Here is an 18,180-nt window from a genome sequence, read left to right as displayed (position 1 = left end):
CTTTTTCTTTTTGTTTTTCCATGCTATAATGAATGTAGTAATGTTAAATACAGAGGAAAATCATGAACGAAATTAAATGTCCAAATTGTGGGGAAGTTTTTACAGTTAATGAAAGCCAATATGCAGAGCTAATTTCTCAAGTTCGAACTGTAGAGTTTGATAAGGAATTGCATGAACGCATGAAGCAAGAGCTGGCCTTGGCTGAGCAAAAAGCCATGAATGAACAGCAGACAAAACTTGCGCAAAAAGACCAAGAAATTGCCCAGCTACAAAGTCAAATTCAGAACTTTGATACCGAAAAAGAATTAGCCAAAAAAGAAGTAGAGCAAAGTGCTAGTCAAAGTCTGCTAGAGAAGGAAAAAGAAGTTCAAGCACTGGAGAATCAGCTGGCTACCTTACGCTTGGAGCATGAGAATCAGCTGCAAAAGACACTGTCTAATCTAGAGAAAGAAAGAGACCAGGTCAAAAATCAGCTCCTTCTACAAGAAAAAGAAAACGAGCTTTCTCTGACTTCAGTTAAGCAAAACTATGAAGCTCAGCTTAAGGCAGCTAATGAGCAGGTTGAGTTTTACAAGAATTTCAAGGCCCAACAATCAACCAAGGCTATTGGAGAAAGTCTTGAGCAGTATGCGGAAAGTGAGTTTAACAAGGTTCGTAGCTTTGCCTTTCCAAACGCTTATTTCGAAAAGGACAACAAGGTTTCAGCACGTGGTTCTAAGGGCGATTTTATCTTCCGTGACTTTGATGAAAATGGGCTAGAATTCATTTCCATCATGTTTGAGATGAAAAATGAAGCGGACGGAACAGAGAAGAAGCATAAGAATGCAGACTTCTACAAGGAGTTGGATAAGGATCGACGTGAGAAGAACTGTGAGTATGCCGTATTAGTGACTATGCTTGAGGCTGATAATGACTACTTCAACACAGGGATTGTGGATGTCAGCCACGAGTATGAGAAGATGTATGTGGTCCGTCCTCAGTTCTTTATTCAGTTGATTGGTCTTTTGCGCAATGCAGCTCTTAACTCTCTTAAATACAAGCAAGAATTAGCACTTATCCGAGAACAAAATATTGATATTACCCATTTCGAGGAAGACCTAGATGCTTTCAAAGTGGCCTTTGCCAAGAACTACAATTCAGCATCTGTTAACTTCGGTAAGGCTATTGACGAAATCGACAAGGCCATCAAACGCATGGAAGAGGTCAAGAAATTCTTGACCACATCAGAAAATCAACTCCGCCTGGCTAACAACAAGCTAGATGATGTTTCCGTTAAAAAATTGACTCGGAAGAATCCAACTATGAAAGCGAAGTTTGATGCTTTGAAGGGGGAGTGAGAAAGCAACACATGAACGGTATTATCAACTTAAAAAAAGAAACAGGCATGACCTCGCATGATGCGGTTTTTAAATTGCGTAAGATTTTAGGAACTAAGAAGATTGGCCATGGTGGCACTTTGGATCCTGATGTTGTGGGCGTTTTACCCATTGCTATAGGAAAGGCGACTCGCATGGTAGAGTTCATGCAGGATGAAGGCAAGGTCTATGAGGGAGAAATCACATTAGGATATTCAACAACAACCGAAGACGCTAGTGGGGAAGTTGTTGCAGAAACTCCTGTTTTAGCTCCACTGGATGAAAAGCTTGTTGATGAAGCCATTGCTAGTCTGACAGGGCCTATCACCCAGATTCCACCAATGTACTCAGCTATTAAGGTCAATGGTCGCAAGCTCTATGAGTATGCGCGTGCTGGTCAGGAAGTCGAGCGTCCAGAACGTCAGGTGACCATTTATAGTTTTGAAAGAACCAGTCCCATTTGCTACGAGGATAAACTTGCGCGTTTTACCTTCCGAGTAAAATGTAGCAAGGGAACCTATATCCGTACCTTATCGGTTGACTTGGGAGAGAAGCTTGGTTATGCAGCTCACATGTCTCATCTTACACGGACTAGTGCGGCTGGTTTACAGTTAGAAGATTCCTTGACCTTAGAAGAAATTGCCCAAAAAGTAGAGGCTGGAAAACTAGATTTTCTTTATCCTCTAGAGATTGGTACAGGGGATTTAGTAAAAGTAAACTTGACTCCTGAACAGGCAGATGAAGTCCGTTATGGTCGTTTTATTGAGTTAGAGTGTAGCGAGAAAGAAGTTGCCGCTTTCGAAGGTGAGAAGTTACTTGCTATTATGGAGAAACGTGATCATTTCTACAAACCAAGAAAGGTTTTCTCTTAAAATTATACTGAATAAACGATTTTTATCTACTAGTCTAAAGATGAGATGCTCTCATCTTTTTAAAATATTAGCCAATAAATAGTTTTTAAATTTTATGTCTTAAAAAACCATTGAAAATACAGTGTTATTTGACAGTTTTGCTTACTTATGATAAGATTTAATTTAAGAAAAGCTAGAGAAAAATAGAGGATATTATGAGTATTGAAATGACTGTCAGTGAGATTGCTGAAGTCTTGGGACTATCCCGACAAGCAATCAATAATCGTGTCAAAGAATTACCAGAAGAAGATATTACAAAAAACGACAAGGGTGTTACTGTTGTTACTCGCAGTGGATTGATTAAACTTGAAGAAATCTACAAAAAGACTATCTTTGAAGATGAACCGGTTAGTGATGAAGTTAAGCAACGAGAACTCATGGAAATTCTTGTTGATGAAAAGAACGCTGAAATCATTCGTCTTTATGAGCAATTGAAAGCTAAAGATAAGCAACTGGCTGAAAAAGATGAACAGATGCGTGTCAAAGACCGCCAAATCGCTGAAAAAGATAAGCAATTGGATCAACAACAACAGTTAACCCTTCAAGCTATGAAGGATCAAGAAACCCTTCAGTTGGAGTTGGATCAAGCTAAGCAAGAAGTTCAAGCATCGAAGAAAGGCTTCTTTGCTCGCTTATTTGGAAAATAAGAAAAAACTGCTTGGTTTCTAGGACTAGACCAGGTGGTTTCTTTTTACAAATCAATTAGGATTGATAAGATGGAAACACTAAGAGAATATATCTCATTTGATTTAGAATTCAATAAAGACCAGGATAAGACTCATTTGATTCAAGTATCAGCAGTGCATTTTAAAGAAGGTGAAGAAGTAGGGACATTCGACTCTTATGTCTACACTGATGTTCCTTTGAAGAGTTTTATTAATGGTTTGACGGGGATTACTTCAGAGACATTGAAAGGCGCACCAAAGGTAGAAGAAGTCCTGCAGAAATTTCAAGATTTTGTTGGTAACTTGCCTCTTATTGGTTATAATGCAGCAAAGAGTGATTTACCAATTCTACTAGAGCATGGATTTGACTATAGTCAGCAATATCTAGTTGATGTCTATAATGAAGCACTGGAGCGACGTAGTTCTGATCTTCATGGAATTGCTAATCTAAAATTACAAACTGTGGCTAATTTTCTAGGTTTTAAAGGGCAATCTCATAATAGTTTAGAGGATGCTCGTATGACTGCTCGAGTGTATGAAGCTTTTCTGGAGTCAGATGAGAGTAGACTCTTACTCAATTCTCAGACTAGTCTCAATTCGAATCCATTTGGTGCTTTGGATTTATCACAACTTTTTGATTAGGAGTTTTTATGAAACCTGAAAAACCGAAAAAATTGGGTTTTAAAAAGATTTACCTTAATCTGGATAAAATCCTCTTTCTATTCTTTCTAATCTTTATGTTGGTTGACTATATCTGGTTGCCACTAAACTCAGTGATAGCTGGATTTTTACTAAGTCAGACTGGATATTTGTTTATTTCCTACAACAATATTTTTGAGATAATAAAAAATGCTCCTATTGTCAGTCTTGGCTTCGTTATTTTAATAGCTATCAATCTACTGGTAGCCTATTTTCAACTTAGTATTCTCTTTATTGGAGCACGCCACCTCCTATATCACGAAAAAAGGACTCTTATAGAATATAGTCGAAAAGTATTTCGGGAAAGCCTTGCTTTTATGAAGAAGATGACTATTTCAAAAGCTTTGTTTATCTTTTTATTTGTAGCAATGCTATTTCCTTTTATCAGGAAGATATTTAAGATTTATTATTTCAATAAAATCGTAATACCAGAGTTTATTCAAACCTACATGGAAGATAAGTACTGGATGTGGTGGATAGCCATTATTATCTTATCAGTCTTATTCTTCTATGTTTCTGTTCGCTTGATGTTCACTCTACCTAAGGTCTTTTATGAAAAGATGACGGTCAAGGAAGCGATCATTTATAGTTTGGATAAAACTAAGAATTTCTTTTGGTTTTATGCTTGGCATTTATTCTTAATTATTGTAAAAACCAATCTATTCTTCTATCTTCCTCTCATCCCTTTACTATCAATCCAGTATATAGTGGATAGCCTTACTCAGAGAGAATCTCTGGTCCTTGCTATTTTGAATTTTGTTCTTATCAAGAATTTCCACTATATGGCACTGACCTATTTCCTTGTCAAATTCACATCTTTCTTAACGGGAGAAGAACTTGATATTATGCCAAGACGCGAGAAGGACCATATCATGAGATGGGGGGTCATGGTGTGTGCCAGTATTTTCTTTGCGATTGAAGGATATAATTATCTAGAAGCTCCTGTCGTCAATCCACCGCTTGTGATTTCACACCGTGGTGTATCAAATGGTAATGGCGTCCAAAATACAGTAGAATCCTTAGAAAAGACAGCGCAGTTAAAACCAGATTTAATCGAGATGGATATCCAAGAAACTAAAGATGGTCAATTTGTTATGATGCATGATGCTAATCTTAAAGGCCTAGCTGGTATTAATAAAACACCACAGGATTTGACCTTAGAAGAGTTAAAGCAGATTGACATTCATGAGAATGGTTATGAGACAAAGATTTCAAGTTTTGATGATTATCTGACTCGCGCAAATGAATTACATCAGAAACTTCTCATTGAGATTAAGACCAGCCACAAAGATAGCCCGCAGATGATGGAACATTTTCTAGACAAATACGGTGCAAAAATTAAGGTTTATGGTCATCAAATGCAATCCTTGGATTATAAGGTTATTGAAAAAGTGAGAGAGTATGACAAGGATATTCCTGTATACTTTATTCTTCCCTATAATTCTGTATTTCCTAGAACGGTTGCTACAGGCTACACAATGGAGTATTCTACTTTAGATGAATATTTTGTAACGAAACTATGGAATACTGATCAAAAACTCTATGTATGGACAATCAATAGTTCGGAATCATTTAATAAGTCTTTTCACCTAGGTGTTGACGGAATGATTACAGACGACTTGGAAAACATAAAAGAAGAACTAGTAACTGCTCAGGAAGACCCTGAATATAGTGACTTATTGCTAAATAAAGCAACTGAGTTCTTTGCTTATTAACATCAATTAAAAGAGGCTGTAAACCAGCCTCTTTTTGAGAATATAATTAAAATGGTAACTTACCAGCAAATGCTCCAAGTTTCTTTTTAGTAGTTTCATCAATTTGTTCAAGAGCAGCATTGAGCGCTTGAACAGTCATATCTGAAAGTGTTTCAATATCCTCAGCATCCACAACTGCTGGATCGAAATCAATTTTTACGACTTTTTTATCACCTGTTAAGGTAGCAGTTGCAAGGTTTTGAGCAGAAGTCCCAACAAATTCTGTGGCAGCCAATTCAGCTTGGCTTTGCTCCATTTGTTTTTGAAGTTTTTGAGCTTGACGCATCATGTTTTGCATATTCATCATGGCGGTAGTTAGTTTCCTTTTCTTTTATTTTCCATTTTATTTTAACAATTTTAATTGGAAAAGTCTAATTAAAATTTCAGGATTGCTATATACATATCAACCAATGATTTAAGGTTTCTTTAAGTTTTCTATATTATTCTGAAGAACTCTATTTTAATCGAGAAATAAGAATGCAAGGATTAAATTTTTTAATGTTCAAAACCTAAAGTGCTCTCGCCATCAGTTTCTAAATGGAGAGAACTAGTATTTATTTCAAGATAACGCTAGATTATGATATAATAGTAAGGAATGAGTTTTTAGAACAAACTAAAGGAGAATCGATATGATTTACGCTGGAATTTTAGCAGGTGGAACCGGCACGCGCATGGGTATTAGTAACCTACCCAAACAATTTCTTGAGTTGGGAGATCGCCCAATCTTGATTCATACAATTGAAAAATTTGTCTTAGAGCCAAGTATCGAAAAGATTGTGGTTGGAGTTCACGGAGACTGGGTAACACACGCAGAAGATTTAGTTGAAAAATTCCTTCCACTCCACAAGGATCGTATCATCATCACAAAAGGTGGTGCAGATCGAAATTCTAGTATTGAAAAGATCATCGAAGCTATCGATGCTTATCGTCCAATCACTGAAGATGATATCGTGGTCACACATGACTCAGTTCGTCCTTTTATCACACTTCGAATGATTCAAGATAACATTGCTCTCGCACAAAATCATGATGCTGTTGACACAGTAGTTGAAGCCGTAGATACCATTGTTGAAAGTACAAACGGTCAGTTTATCACAGATATTCCAAATCGCGCTCATCTATACCAAGGACAGACTCCACAAACCTTCCGTTGTAAAGACTTTATTGATTTGTATGGTTCTTTATCAGCAGAAGAAAAAGAAATTTTAACAGATGCATGTAAAATCTTTGTCATTAAGGGTAAAGATGTAGCCTTAGCAAAAGGTGAATATTCAAACCTTAAAATTACGACAGTTACAGACTTGAAGATTGCTAAAAGCATGATTGAGAAAGACTAAAGACATGATTAATCAAATTTATCAACTGACAAAACCAAAGTTTATTAATATTAAATATCAGGAAGAAGAAATTGATCAAGAGAATCATATCCTCATCCGACCAAATTACATGGCGGTTTGTCACGCGGATCAACGTTACTACCAAGGTAAACGTGATCCAAAGATTTTAGCGAAAAAACTACCAATGGCTATGATTCACGAGTCTTGTGGTACAGTCATTTCTGATCCAACAGGTACTTACAAAGTTGGTCAGAAGGTTGTTATGATTCCAAATCAACCACCTATGCAAAGTGATGAGGAATTCTACGAAAATTACATGACAGGAACATATTTCCTTTCAAGTGGTTATGATGGGTTTATGCGAGAATTCGTTTCTCTACCTAAGGATCGTGTGGTAGCTTACGAAGATATCGAAGATACAGTTGCTGCCATTACAGAGTTTGTCAGTGTTGGCATGCATGCTATGAATCGTTTCATGACGGTATCTCACAGCAGACGTCAACGCATTGCTGTCATTGGTGATGGAAGTTTAGCTTTTGTCATGGCCAATATTATCAACTACACCTTGCCTGAAGCTGAGATTATTGTTATCGGACGTCATTGGGAGAAATTAGAATTATTCTCATTTGCAAAAGAGCTCTACATTACTGATAGCATTCCAGAGGATCTTAGTTTTGACCATGGTTTCGAATGCTGTGGTGGTGATGGATGTGGACCTGCTATTAATGACTTGATTCGCTACATTAAACCACAAGGTACCATTTTGATGATGGGAGTTAGTGAGTATAAAGTTAATATCAATACTCGTGATTCATTGGAAAAAGGCTTGTTATTAGTTGGATCTTCTCGTTCTGGTAGAGTTGACTTTGAAAATGCCATCCAAATGATGGAGATTAAGAAGTTTGCCAATCGTTTGAAGAATATCATTTATCTAGAAGAACCAGTAAGAGAGATTAAGGATATTCATAGAGTATTTGCAACAGACCTTAATACTGCCTTCAAGACAGTATTTAAGTGGGAAGTCTAATGGAGGATGATTGTGAAGGAAATCGTTAAAGAAAAGATTGCTTCTTTATTATCTGGTGACGAAGAAATCCAGAGCGTTGAACAGTTGGGTGGAATGACCAATCAAAACTATTTGGTTAAAACATCCTCAAACCAGTACATCGTTAAGTTTTTCGGTAAAGGTACGGATAAATTAATCGACCGCCAGAATGAAAAGTTCAATCTTGAATTGTTGAAAGATTTGAAATTAGATGTAGAGAATTATCTTTTTGATATTGAAGCTGGTATCAAAGTCAATCAATACATTGAAAATGCAGAAACATTAGATTCAAATACTATAAAAACTAAATTTGAAAAAATTGCTCCAATTCTACAAACGATCCATGCTTCTGGTAAAGAATTAAAAGGAGAGTTTGCTCCTTTTGAGGAAATCAAAAAATATGAATCATTGATTCAAGGGGGGATTTCTTATCCAAACTATGAAGATGTCAGAAAATCAGTTCTTTCTTTAAAAAATGAGCTTGAGAAAATCGGAATTGATAAGAAATCATGTCATATTGATTTGGTTCCTGAAAATTTTATTGAAGCACCAGATGGACATCTTTATCTAATTGATTGGGAATATTCTTCCATGAATGACCCTATGTGGGATCTTGCGGCTCTCTTTTTAGAGTCTGAATTTACTACAGACGAAGAAGATTCCTTCTTGTCATATTATGAAAGCGAACAGACACCAGTTTCTCGGGAAAAAATTCGTATCTACAAAATCTTGCAAGACATTATTTGGAGCCTATGGACCATTTACAAAGAGGAAAATGGTGCAGATTTCGGAGATTATGGAATCACTCGTTATAATAGAGCTGTAAAAGAATTGCAGTCTCAGGGAGGTATTGATGAAGACTAAAAATGGAGTTTCCTTTGGACTTATCTCAGGTATTTTTTGGGGATTAGGGCTAACTATTAGTGCTTATATCTTCTCTATATTTACTGACTTGTCACCTTTTGTAGTAGCTGCAGCGCACGACTTTCTTAGTATTTTTATCTTGCTAGGATATCTTCTAGTTAAAGAAGGAAAGGTACGCTTTTCAATCTTCTTGAACATTCGAAATGTCAGTGTTATTATCGGAGCACTATTGGCTGGGCCAATTGGCATGCAGGCCAATCTCTATGCAGTCAAGTATATCGGTAGTTCTTTGGCATCATCGGTTTCAGCTATCTATCCTGCAGTTTCTGTCCTTCTTGCTTTCTTTTTCTTAAAGCATAAGGTTTCGAAGAATACAGTGTTTGGAATTCTTCTAATCATTGCAGGCATTATTGCTCAGACCTACAAGGTTGAACAGGTCAATTCATTCTATATTGGTATCCTCTGTGCCTTGATCTGTGCCCTTGCTTGGGGAAGTGAAAGTGTTCTGAGCTCATTTGCTATGGAAAGTGAACTCAGTGAACTCGAAGCCCTCTTGATCCGACAAGTCACATCTTTTTTATCCTATCTTGTTATTGTTCTCTTCTCGCATCATTCATTTGCAGAAGTGGCAAATGGACAATTATTGGGGCTTTTGATTATCTTTGCAGCATGTAATATGATTTCTTACCTTGCCTACTACATTGCTATCAATCGATTGCAGCCAGCAAAAGCTACTGGATTAAATGTGAGTTATGTAGTATGGACTGTTTTGTTTGCAGCGATTTTCTTGGGCTCGCCCCTTAATTTACTGACCATTATTACTTCACTTATCGTAATGGCTGGTGTTTATATTATTATTAAAGAATAAAGGAGAAAACGCGTGAAAGCGATTATCTTAGCAGCTGGCTTGGGAACACGTTTGAGACCCATGACAGAAAATACTCCCAAAGCCTTGGTTAAAGTCAATCAAAAACCATTGGTTGAATATCAAATCGAATTTTTGAAAGAACGTGGAATTGATGACATTATCATCGTTGTCGGTTATTTAAAAGAACAATTCGACTATCTTAAAGAAAAGTACGGGGTTCGTTTGGTCTTCAACGATAAGTATGCTGATTACAATAACTTTTATTCTCTTTACCTGGTAAAAGAAGACTTGGCCAACAGCTATGTTATTGATGCGGATAACTATCTTTTCAAAAATATGTTCCGTAATGATATCGAACGTTCAACTTATTTCAGTGTTTATCGTGAAGATTGTGATAATGAGTGGTTCCTAGTTTACGGAGATGATTACAAAGTTCAAGATATTATTGTCGATAGCAAAAATGGACGCATCTTGAGTGGTGTATCATTCTGGGATGCTCCAACAGCTGAAAAAATTGTAGGATTTATTGACAAGGCTTATGCAAGCGGCGAGTTTGTGGACCTCTATTGGGACAACATGGTCAAAGATAACATCAAAGAACTAGATGTATATGTAGAAGAGTTGGAAGAAAACTCTATCTATGAAATCGACAGTGTTAAAGATTATCAAAAATTAGAAAAGATTCTTTCTTCACAAAAATAAGCAACTTTTATGAACTGATACCTTACCTATTTTTACTTGACTTTTTAGGTTTGATACAGTATACTAGTGAAAATTTAACCTTTAAGGGCAGTCCAGAGAGACTCACAAGGTGTCAGAGAAAAGAAGCTACAACGGAAACAAGTAAGCAAGTGCTTATTTGCTACTTTTGTGTAAATATCTTAACTGAAACCTTGCAATTGCAAGGTTTTTCTTTATCTGATCCCCTTAAAATTTAAGGAGGAAAAGTTATGAATCCAAATTGTAAAAAACGAATGGGTGTAATTCGCTTGGAAGTTATGAGAGTAGTATCTCAGGAGGAAATCGCGCCAGCAATCTTTGAACTTGTACTTGAAGGAGAAATGGTCGAAGCTATGAAAGCGGGCCAATTTCTTCATTTGCGTGTACCTGATGATGCCCATCTCTTGCGTCGTCCAATTTCGATTTCATCAATTGATAAGGCGTCTAAGCAATGCAGACTTATCTATCGAGTTGAAGGAGCAGGGACAGCAATTTTTTCAACCTTAAAAACAGGTGATAGCATAGATGTTATGGGACCTCAAGGAAATGGCTTTGATTTATCTGATTTAGACAAGCAGAATCGTGTTCTTATAGTTGGTGGTGGAATCGGAGTTCCGCCCTTACTCGAAGTAGCTAAACAACTGAATGAGCGTGGTGTTGAAATAACAACTGTTTTAGGATTCGCTACTAAAGATGCTGTTATTTTGGAAGATGAATTATCCAAATTTAGTCAGGTCTTTGTAACGACTGATGATGGATCTTATGGTATTAAAGGAAATGTATCGGTAGTGATTAATGAATTTGACACAAAATTTGATGCAATCTACTCATGCGGTGCGCCTGGTATGATGAAATATATCAATCAAACCTTCCATGACCATCCAAGAGCTTATCTATCTCTAGAATCTCGTATGGCCTGTGGCATGGGGGCTTGCTACGCTTGCGTATTGAAAGTACCAGATAGTGATACAGTTAGTCAACGTGTGTGTGAAGATGGGCCTGTATTTAAAACAGGAACTGTTGTTTTATAAGGAGAGTGTCATGACTACAAATCGATTACAAGTCTCTCTACCAGGCTTAGAACTAAAGAATCCTATCATTCCTGCTTCAGGCTGTTTTGGTTTCGGACAAGAGTATGCCAAATACTATGATTTGGATCTTTTAGGATCTATCATGATTAAGGCTACAACCCTTGAACCACGCTTTGGTAATCCTACTCCACGAGTGGCAGAAACACCTGCTGGTATGCTGAATGCTATTGGTCTACAAAATCCAGGACTAGATGCCGTTCTCTCTGAAAAATTACCTTGGTTGCAAAGAGAATATCCGAATCTTCCAATCATTGCCAATGTTGCTGGATTTTCAAAGCAAGAATACGCAGCCGTTTCTAGTGGTATTTCCAAGGCACCTAACGTGAAAGCCATTGAGCTCAATATTTCTTGTCCAAACGTCGATCATGGGAATCACGGACTTTTGATTGGGCAAGACCCAGATTTAGCTTATGATGTGGTAAAAGCAGCCGTAGGGGCTTCAGATGTGCCAGTTTACGTTAAATTGACACCAAGTGTAACTGATATCGTTACCATCGCAAAAGCAGTAGAGGACGCAGGTGCTAGTGGTCTCACTATGATTAATACCCTTGTTGGTATGCGCTTTGATCTCAAAACTAGAAAACCAATCATTGCCAATGGTACTGGTGGAATGTCTGGACCTGCAATATTTCCTGTAGCTCTAAAACTCATTCGGCAAGTTGCTCAAACAACTAATCTTCCAATCATTGGTATGGGAGGAGTTGATTCGGCTGAAGCCGCTATAGAAATGTACTTAGCTGGTGCGTCAGCAATAGGAGTCGGTACAGCAAACTTTACCAATCCTTATGCCTGTCCTGATATTATTGATAACCTACCAAAAGTCATGGACAAATATAATATCGAAACTCTGGAACAATTGAGAAAAGAAGTTAAAAGTAGCTTATAGTTTTTTAAAATTCGTAATGTTTTGAATGCCTTCTTCTTTTTGGTATAATATGACTATGATTGTAACAATACCTATTAAAACAGAAAAAGACATTGCAACACCAGGACCAACAGTCCTTGTTTTAGGATATTTTGATGGTATCCACCTTGGACATCAAAAATTATTTAGTATTGCTGGTGAAATTGCTGCTAAGAAGAGATTAAGCGTTGCTTTAATTACCTTTCATGAATCACCAAAATTAACCTTAAAACCCTATTCACCAGAAAATTTACTTCATATCCTGAATGCAGAAGAACGTGAACGAAAGTTTAAACGTGCTGGTGTTGAAAATCTTTATTTAATGGACTTCTCAAGTCGTATCGCTAATATGACAGCTCAAGAGTTTGTGGATACCTTTGTCAAAGAAGTTAAAGCAGATACTATTGTAGTTGGATTTGACTATAGTTTAGGTTCTGATAGAAAATCGGCAGAAGATTTAAAAGAAATCTTTGATGGAGAAGTAGTCGTAGTACCTCCTGTAGAAGATGAAAAAGGAAAGATTAGCTCTACTCGTATTCGTCAAGCTATCCTTGAAGGGAATGTGAAAGAAGCGGGTCAGCTGCTTGGAAGTCCACTTCCTACAAGAGGAATAGTTGTACACGGCAATGCTCGTGGTCGAACAATCGGCTATCCAACTGCCAATCTGGTGCTCTTGGATCGTACTTATATGCCGGCAGATGGTGTCTATACCGTTGATATCGAAATCAAGAGAAAACTCTATCGAGGAATGGCCAGTGTCGGGAAGAACGTTACTTTTGATGGAGAGGAAGAGCGTTTTGAAGTGAATATCTTTGATTTTGATGAAGATATTTATGGTGAAACAGTGACCGTCTATTGGTTAGATCGTATCCGAGATATGGTGAAATTTGACGGCATTGAACAACTGGTCAAACAACTCGAAGAAGATGAAAAAGCTGCAAGAAAATAAAAAGTTCGAATGAAAATTCGAGCTTTTTATTTTGTTAAAATCTTAGAAAAACTAGAATAAGAGATGAGATATAAACTTAAGTCTGGTATAATTCTAATAAGAGATTAAGGGAGATTATGATGTTTAAAGAAAAAAGAAATAAGGGTTTTATTTCTGTACTGATGCTTTCGCTAGTATTCTTTGCGATTGCTTCTATTTCAGGATTCTTAGGTCAAATGCACAAGAAGCCTACAGAGAGGTTTGCAGATACGACTGATACTGGAAAAGAAGTTACTATGCCAGTCTATGGTATCTATCCTGAACCTGTCGGTGAAGTTGATGGTGGAACTGTTGTTTATATTGTGCAATATAGCAAGGAAGGTGAAGGAAAGTTTGCTGTAGTTGAGTCTAAAGTGAAAGATGAGTCAATTAATAAACTTCTTGAGTACGCAGACAGTCTTGCTGATAATCCTGCAACTCTCACAGGTATACAGTTAGAACCCCTCACTAATACCAATTTTGTCAATACTTCGAAGAACACTAAGATTATCAATCTTGATGAATTTATTAGCTCTATTCTCCCTGCTAAATCGGTTGTCGCTCGTAATATGAATACAAGAATTTATCTCAGTCTCAGTGAATATTCACGAGACAGCCTGAGCTATATTTTTGGTATTGTGATTTTTTCCGGCATGGGACTAATGACTTTAGTCGCAGCCTTTATCATACGAAAGAAAACAGTTGATTCATTCAAAGAGCTGTATCGTCTGTACCCTGAATTAGATGGAAATCTCGAACTGCTTGATACTCAAGCTGAATTTTATGACCAGGTCTTGAAAGTTATTTTGTATAAAAACCATCTCATTACTTATTACAAAGGAACCCAAGCTCTAGATCTTAGAGATGTGTGGAGGATCTATTTAGTACGTACAAGTTATAGTCGTTTTACAAAAGTTTATCAGTTTGTATATACTCGAAAAGATAGTTCTAAGAAGTATAGCTTAACTATTCGAAATACTAATAGAGTAGAAGAACAATTAGAAGAATTCTGGAATCTTCTTCCAAAAAAATTTCCTGAGATCAACATTGGTAGTTTATAAGAAAGCATCTTTTTGGGTGCTTTTCCTTTTGGGTAAAATTTTGGAAAAAAGTGAATTTATAACTTGACATCTTAAATGTTAAGGAGTAGAATATTTACTGGTTAATTAAATGGTTAAGTTTATGAATCCAATATATTTTGCTAAACAATACTAGAAACCTATAAAAAGGATTAGAACATTTAATTGTTTTTATAAATATTTCTATTTATAAACTTAACTGGTTAATGACACAGAACTTATAATGTTGCCTAAATCTTATATTTAGTAGTGAAAATAGAAAGTGTGTTTAGATGAAAATCAATAAAAAATATGTTCTTGGTTCAGTAGCTCTTATAGCCTTAAGCCTTTCAAGTTATGAATTAGGGCGTTACCAAGCAGTACAGACTGGCAAAGAGTCTAATCGTGTGGCTTATATAGATGGAAATCAGGCTAGTACTAAGACCGAAAATTTGACGCCAGATGAGGTGAGTCAGCGAGAAGGAATCAATGCAGAACAGATAGTCGTTAAGATTACCGATCAAGGCTACGTAACTTCACATGGAGACCATTATCATTACTTTAATGGTAAGGTTCCTTATGACGCTATTATTAGTGAAGAACTCTTGATGAAAGATTCGAATTATCAACTTCGAAATGAGGATATTGTCAACGAAGTCAAGGGTGGCTATGTCATTAAGGTTGATGGTCGCTATTATGTATATCTCAAAGATGCTTCACATTCCGAAAATATTCGTAGTAAGGATGAAATCAATCGTCAGAAGCAGGAACATGGACATGGTGGCGGAGTAAAGGTTAGTAATGAAGTCGCTGTAGCAAGGACTCAGGGACGTTATACGACGGATGATGGTTATATTTTTAATGCTAGTGATATTATTGAGGACACAGGTGATGCTTACATCGTTCCACATGGCAATCACTTTCATTATATTCCCAAAAGTGATTTATCAGCTAGCGAACTAGCTGCTGCTCAGGCCTTCTTATCCGCTAAAGGTGGTCAAACAAGCTCAGTTGGGTATCGACCGTCAACAAATTCTTCTAGCGGCTCATCAGATGCTTCGAATAGTAGTACATATAGACAAACGAATCAAAGCAATGTTGAGGCAAATACTAGAAGATGGACCCCAAGTGTTAGCCCACAAGTGGATAATAGTTATCAAGCAAGTCCAAGTGAAGATGTATCTAGTCTTTTGAAACAACTTTATGCCTTACCACTCAGCCAACGTCATGTGGAATCCGATGGTTTGCTCTTTGATCCTGCCCAAATCACGAAAAGAACAGCAAATGGGGTAGCAGTACCACATGGGGATCACTATCATTTTATCCCTTATAGTCAAATGTCAGCTTTGGAAGAAAAGATTTCACGGATAATTCCAGTTGGAAATCAAAAAATTGTTTCCGTTCCTGGAGCTACTAGTTTACAGCCGAATCTTACGATAAAACCTCTTCCTCAACCAGTTCCAAATCCGCAACCAACTCCAGTTCCTATTCCTGAAAATCATTCTAATGAGGAACTTACCAAGCAAGTAGTCAGAAAAATTGGTCAGGGTTATGTCCTTGAAGATAAAGGAGTATCACGTTATGTCTTGAGTAAGGATTTGTCTAAAGAGAATCTTATAGCTTTTGAGAAAAAACTAAATAAGGTGCCTACACCATCTCATACCTTAGCGGAGAAGAAAAGCACAATAGCTCCTAGAGATCAGGAATTCTATGATAAGGCTTATAGTTTGTTGGAGCAAACGCATAGGAACTTACTTGAAAATAAGGGACGGCTATCTGACTTCAAGACTTTGGATCAGTTGTTAGAAAGATTAAATGATGAGCATGTTAATAAGATAGCTTTTGTAGATGATTTGCTTAAATTTATTGCACCGATTAGTCATCCAGAACGTCTTGGTAAGCCAAACTCAGAAATCGAGTATAGTGACTATGAAGTTCGTGTAGCCCAGCTAGCGGATAAGTACACAACATCGGATGGTTATATCTTTGATGCTCATGATATTATCAGTGACGAGGGAGATGCTTATGTAACGCCACATATGGGTCATAGTCATTGGATCGGTAAGGATAGTTTGTCCGAAGCTGAGAGGGCAACTGCTCAGGCGTATGCCAAAGAGAAGAGATTGACGCCTCCTTCGACAGATAATCAGAACTCAACAAAATCGGAAGCAAAAGGGGCAGAAGCTATCTATAATCGGGTAAAAGCTGAGAAGAAGGTACCGCTAGATCGCATGCCTTACAATCTACAATATGCAGTTGATGTAAAAAATGGTAACTTGATTATCCCTCACTTTGATCATTACCATAATATCAAGTTTGAATGGTTTGATGAAGGACTTTACGAAGCTCCTAAGGGATATGCGCTCGAAGATCTTTTTGCGACTGTGAAGTACTATGTCGAGCATCCAAGCGAGCGTCCGCATTCAGATAGTGGTTGGGGAAATGCAAGTGACCATGTTCTAAGAAACCAAAATGGACAACATGACCATTCGAATAATGTAAAACCAAATGAGGAGAAACCTCAGACAGAAAAAACTGAAGATGAAAAAACTCTTGAGGAGAAGCCGCAAATGGAAAAGCCAGAGGATACTAATCCAGCTGATGAACCAGAAGAATCTCCAGAGGAAGAACCACAGATTGAAACTGAAAAGGTAGAAGCTAAACTACAAGAAGCAGAAGAGTTATTAAAGAATGTGACAGATGCAGGAGTGAAATCCAATGCTAGCGAAACCTTGGCTGGTTTACGAAATAATCTAACACTAGGTACTATGGATAACAATGGTATTATGGCTCAGGCTGAAAATCTTTTAGTCTTGCTAAAAAATAGTAAGCCTATAACAAACGAAAAGAATTAAAAGTCAAATGATAAAGATGACTAGTGAGAACTGATAATGAAATCAAGTTCTCACTTTTTTCATGAAAATCCATAAAAAATATTGACATTTTAAGTTTTTAGGAGTAAACTATTTACTAGTTAATTAAATGGTTAAATACTAGTTAAGGAGTTGTTATGAAAAAAAGAAGCATTCTATGGTTCATGATTACCTTCTTTGTTCTCATTTTAGGGGCATGTGGACAAAAGGTTAGTCAAGACAATCGTAATGAAACTAAGGGAATGAAGATTGTGACTAGTTTTTATCCTGTCTATGCCATGGTCAAAGAAATTTCCGGTGACCTAAATGACGTTCGGATGATTCAATCTAGTTCAGGTATCCATTCATTTGAACCTTCGGCAAATGATATTGCAGCCATTTATGATGCAGATGTTTTCGTTTATCATTCTCATACCTTGGAATCATGGGCGGGAAGTTTAGATCCAAGCCTGCAAAAGTCTAAGGTAAAGGTCTTAGAAGCATCAGAAGGTATGACCTTGGAGCGCGTGCCTGGATTAGAAGATATGAAAGCTGGAGACGGGATTGATGAGAAGACCTTGTATGATCCTCATACTTGGCTTGATCCTGAAAAGGTTGCTGAAGAAGCCCAGATTATCGCTGATAAGTTATCCGAACTAGACAGCGCTAATAAGGATACTTATCAAAAAAACGCACAAAGTTTTAGTGCCAAAGCTCATGATTTGACCAAGAAATACCAACCCATTTTTGAAAAAGTCAATCAAAGAAATTTTGTAACTCAACACACAGCTTTTTCATATTTAGCGAAACGCTTTGGATTAAATCAACTTGGAATAGCTGGTATTTCACCAGACCAAGAACCAAGCCCGAGACAGTTAACCGAAATTCAAGAATTTGTAAAAAATTATAAGGTCAAAACTATCTTTACAGAGAGCAATGCTTCGTCTAAAGTTGCTGATACACTTGTTAAATCAACAGGTGTGAGTCTTAAAACACTCAATCCTTTAGAGGCTGACCCACAAAACGATAAGTCCTACTTGGAAAATTTAGAAGACAATATAGCTATTTTAGCTGAAGAATTGAAATGAGG

17 protein-coding genes are annotated in these 18,180 nt (G+C 37.0%); 16 read left to right on the top strand and 1 reads right to left on the bottom strand.

What is annotated here, in order from left to right; all coding sequences use genetic code 11:
- Positions 1 to 62 precede the first annotated feature (62 nt).
- From ACWPUA_RS05805 to ACWPUA_RS05785, 5 genes are all read left to right on the top strand, one after another.
- On the top strand, positions 63 to 1,337 hold the full coding sequence (locus ACWPUA_RS05805) for a DUF2130 domain-containing protein (protein WP_371499273.1): 1,275 nt from the start codon (positions 63 to 65) through the stop codon (positions 1,335 to 1,337).
- 11 nt (positions 1,338 to 1,348) lie between these two features.
- Positions 1,349 to 2,227 carry a tRNA pseudouridine(55) synthase TruB gene (gene truB / locus ACWPUA_RS05800; protein ID WP_454379800.1) on the top strand — a complete coding sequence of 293 codons (879 nt, stop codon included), beginning with the start codon at positions 1,349 to 1,351 and terminating at the stop codon, positions 2,225 to 2,227.
- Positions 2,228 to 2,421: 194 nt separating this feature from the next.
- Positions 2,422 to 2,913, top strand: a complete 492-nt coding sequence (locus ACWPUA_RS05795) for a DUF536 domain-containing protein (protein WP_004252719.1) — start codon at positions 2,422 to 2,424, stop codon at positions 2,911 to 2,913.
- Between the two features lie 69 nt (positions 2,914 to 2,982).
- Positions 2,983 to 3,573 carry a 3'-5' exonuclease gene (locus ACWPUA_RS05790; RefSeq protein ID WP_454379756.1) on the top strand — a complete coding sequence of 197 codons (591 nt, stop codon included), beginning with the start codon at positions 2,983 to 2,985 and terminating at the stop codon, positions 3,571 to 3,573.
- 8 nt (positions 3,574 to 3,581) lie between these two features.
- Positions 3,582 to 5,345, top strand: a complete 1,764-nt coding sequence (locus ACWPUA_RS05785) for a glycerophosphoryl diester phosphodiesterase membrane domain-containing protein (protein WP_454379754.1) — start codon at positions 3,582 to 3,584, stop codon at positions 5,343 to 5,345.
- A 46-nt stretch (positions 5,346 to 5,391) separates the two neighbouring features.
- On the opposite strand, the gene ACWPUA_RS05780 is transcribed toward ACWPUA_RS05785, so the two are convergent.
- A complete protein-coding gene (locus tag ACWPUA_RS05780) occupies positions 5,392 to 5,691 on the bottom strand; it encodes a YbaB/EbfC family nucleoid-associated protein (RefSeq protein WP_454379752.1) in 300 nt (99 codons plus the stop codon).
- Between the two features lie 322 nt (positions 5,692 to 6,013).
- On the opposite strand from ACWPUA_RS05780, the gene ACWPUA_RS05775 reads away from it, so the two are divergent.
- The 11 genes from ACWPUA_RS05775 to ACWPUA_RS05725 all read left to right on the top strand — a co-directional run bounded on the left by ACWPUA_RS05775 (position 6,014) and on the right by ACWPUA_RS05725 (position 18,178).
- Complete coding sequence (locus tag ACWPUA_RS05775; RefSeq protein ID WP_006151754.1) at positions 6,014 to 6,721, top strand: IspD/TarI family cytidylyltransferase; 708 nt, start codon at positions 6,014 to 6,016, stop codon at positions 6,719 to 6,721.
- A gap of 4 nt (positions 6,722 to 6,725) precedes the next feature.
- On the top strand, positions 6,726 to 7,748 hold the full coding sequence (locus ACWPUA_RS05770; protein WP_006148454.1) for a ribitol-5-phosphate dehydrogenase: 1,023 nt from the start codon (positions 6,726 to 6,728) through the stop codon (positions 7,746 to 7,748).
- Between the two features lie 12 nt (positions 7,749 to 7,760).
- Entirely contained in the window at positions 7,761 to 8,630 is an 870-nt protein-coding gene (locus ACWPUA_RS05765) for a phosphotransferase (protein WP_454379749.1), read from the top strand.
- Entirely contained in the window at positions 8,620 to 9,498 is an 879-nt protein-coding gene (locus tag ACWPUA_RS05760) for a DMT family transporter (RefSeq protein WP_454379747.1), read from the top strand. The genes ACWPUA_RS05765 and ACWPUA_RS05760 overlap by 11 nt, the downstream gene beginning before the upstream one ends.
- A 12-nt stretch (positions 9,499 to 9,510) precedes the next feature.
- Complete coding sequence (locus ACWPUA_RS05755; protein WP_454379745.1) at positions 9,511 to 10,200, top strand: sugar phosphate nucleotidyltransferase; 690 nt, start codon at positions 9,511 to 9,513, stop codon at positions 10,198 to 10,200.
- Positions 10,201 to 10,448: 248 nt separating this feature from the next.
- Positions 10,449 to 11,249, top strand: a complete 801-nt coding sequence (locus tag ACWPUA_RS05750; protein WP_454379743.1) for a dihydroorotate dehydrogenase electron transfer subunit — start codon at positions 10,449 to 10,451, stop codon at positions 11,247 to 11,249.
- On the top strand, positions 11,212 to 12,195 hold the full coding sequence (locus ACWPUA_RS05745) for a dihydroorotate dehydrogenase (protein WP_454379741.1): 984 nt from the start codon (positions 11,212 to 11,214) through the stop codon (positions 12,193 to 12,195). The genes ACWPUA_RS05750 and ACWPUA_RS05745 overlap by 38 nt, the downstream gene beginning before the upstream one ends.
- A 55-nt stretch (positions 12,196 to 12,250) precedes the next feature.
- The gene (locus ACWPUA_RS05740; protein ID WP_025170344.1) at positions 12,251 to 13,162 is read left to right on the top strand and encodes a bifunctional riboflavin kinase/FAD synthetase; all 912 of its coding nucleotides are present in this window, start codon (positions 12,251 to 12,253) and stop codon (positions 13,160 to 13,162) included.
- 119 nt (positions 13,163 to 13,281) lie between these two features.
- Positions 13,282 to 14,241 carry a hypothetical protein gene (locus tag ACWPUA_RS05735; protein WP_454379739.1) on the top strand — a complete coding sequence of 320 codons (960 nt, stop codon included), beginning with the start codon at positions 13,282 to 13,284 and terminating at the stop codon, positions 14,239 to 14,241.
- A 290-nt stretch (positions 14,242 to 14,531) separates the two neighbouring features.
- Positions 14,532 to 17,093 carry a pneumococcal-type histidine triad protein gene (locus ACWPUA_RS05730; protein ID WP_454379737.1) on the top strand — a complete coding sequence of 854 codons (2,562 nt, stop codon included), beginning with the start codon at positions 14,532 to 14,534 and terminating at the stop codon, positions 17,091 to 17,093.
- Positions 17,094 to 17,248: 155 nt separating this feature from the next.
- Positions 17,249 to 18,178: a metal ABC transporter solute-binding protein, Zn/Mn family gene (locus ACWPUA_RS05725; RefSeq protein ID WP_454379735.1), complete on the top strand. Its 930-nt coding sequence runs from the start codon at positions 17,249 to 17,251 to the stop codon at positions 18,176 to 18,178.
- The last annotated feature ends 2 nt before the right edge of the window (positions 18,179 to 18,180 follow it).

It is taken from the genome of Streptococcus sp. Marseille-Q6504 (assembly GCF_965111625.1).
Note: the sequence above shows the minus strand (reverse complement) of the source record. Positions and strands in the feature narration are given on the sequence as shown.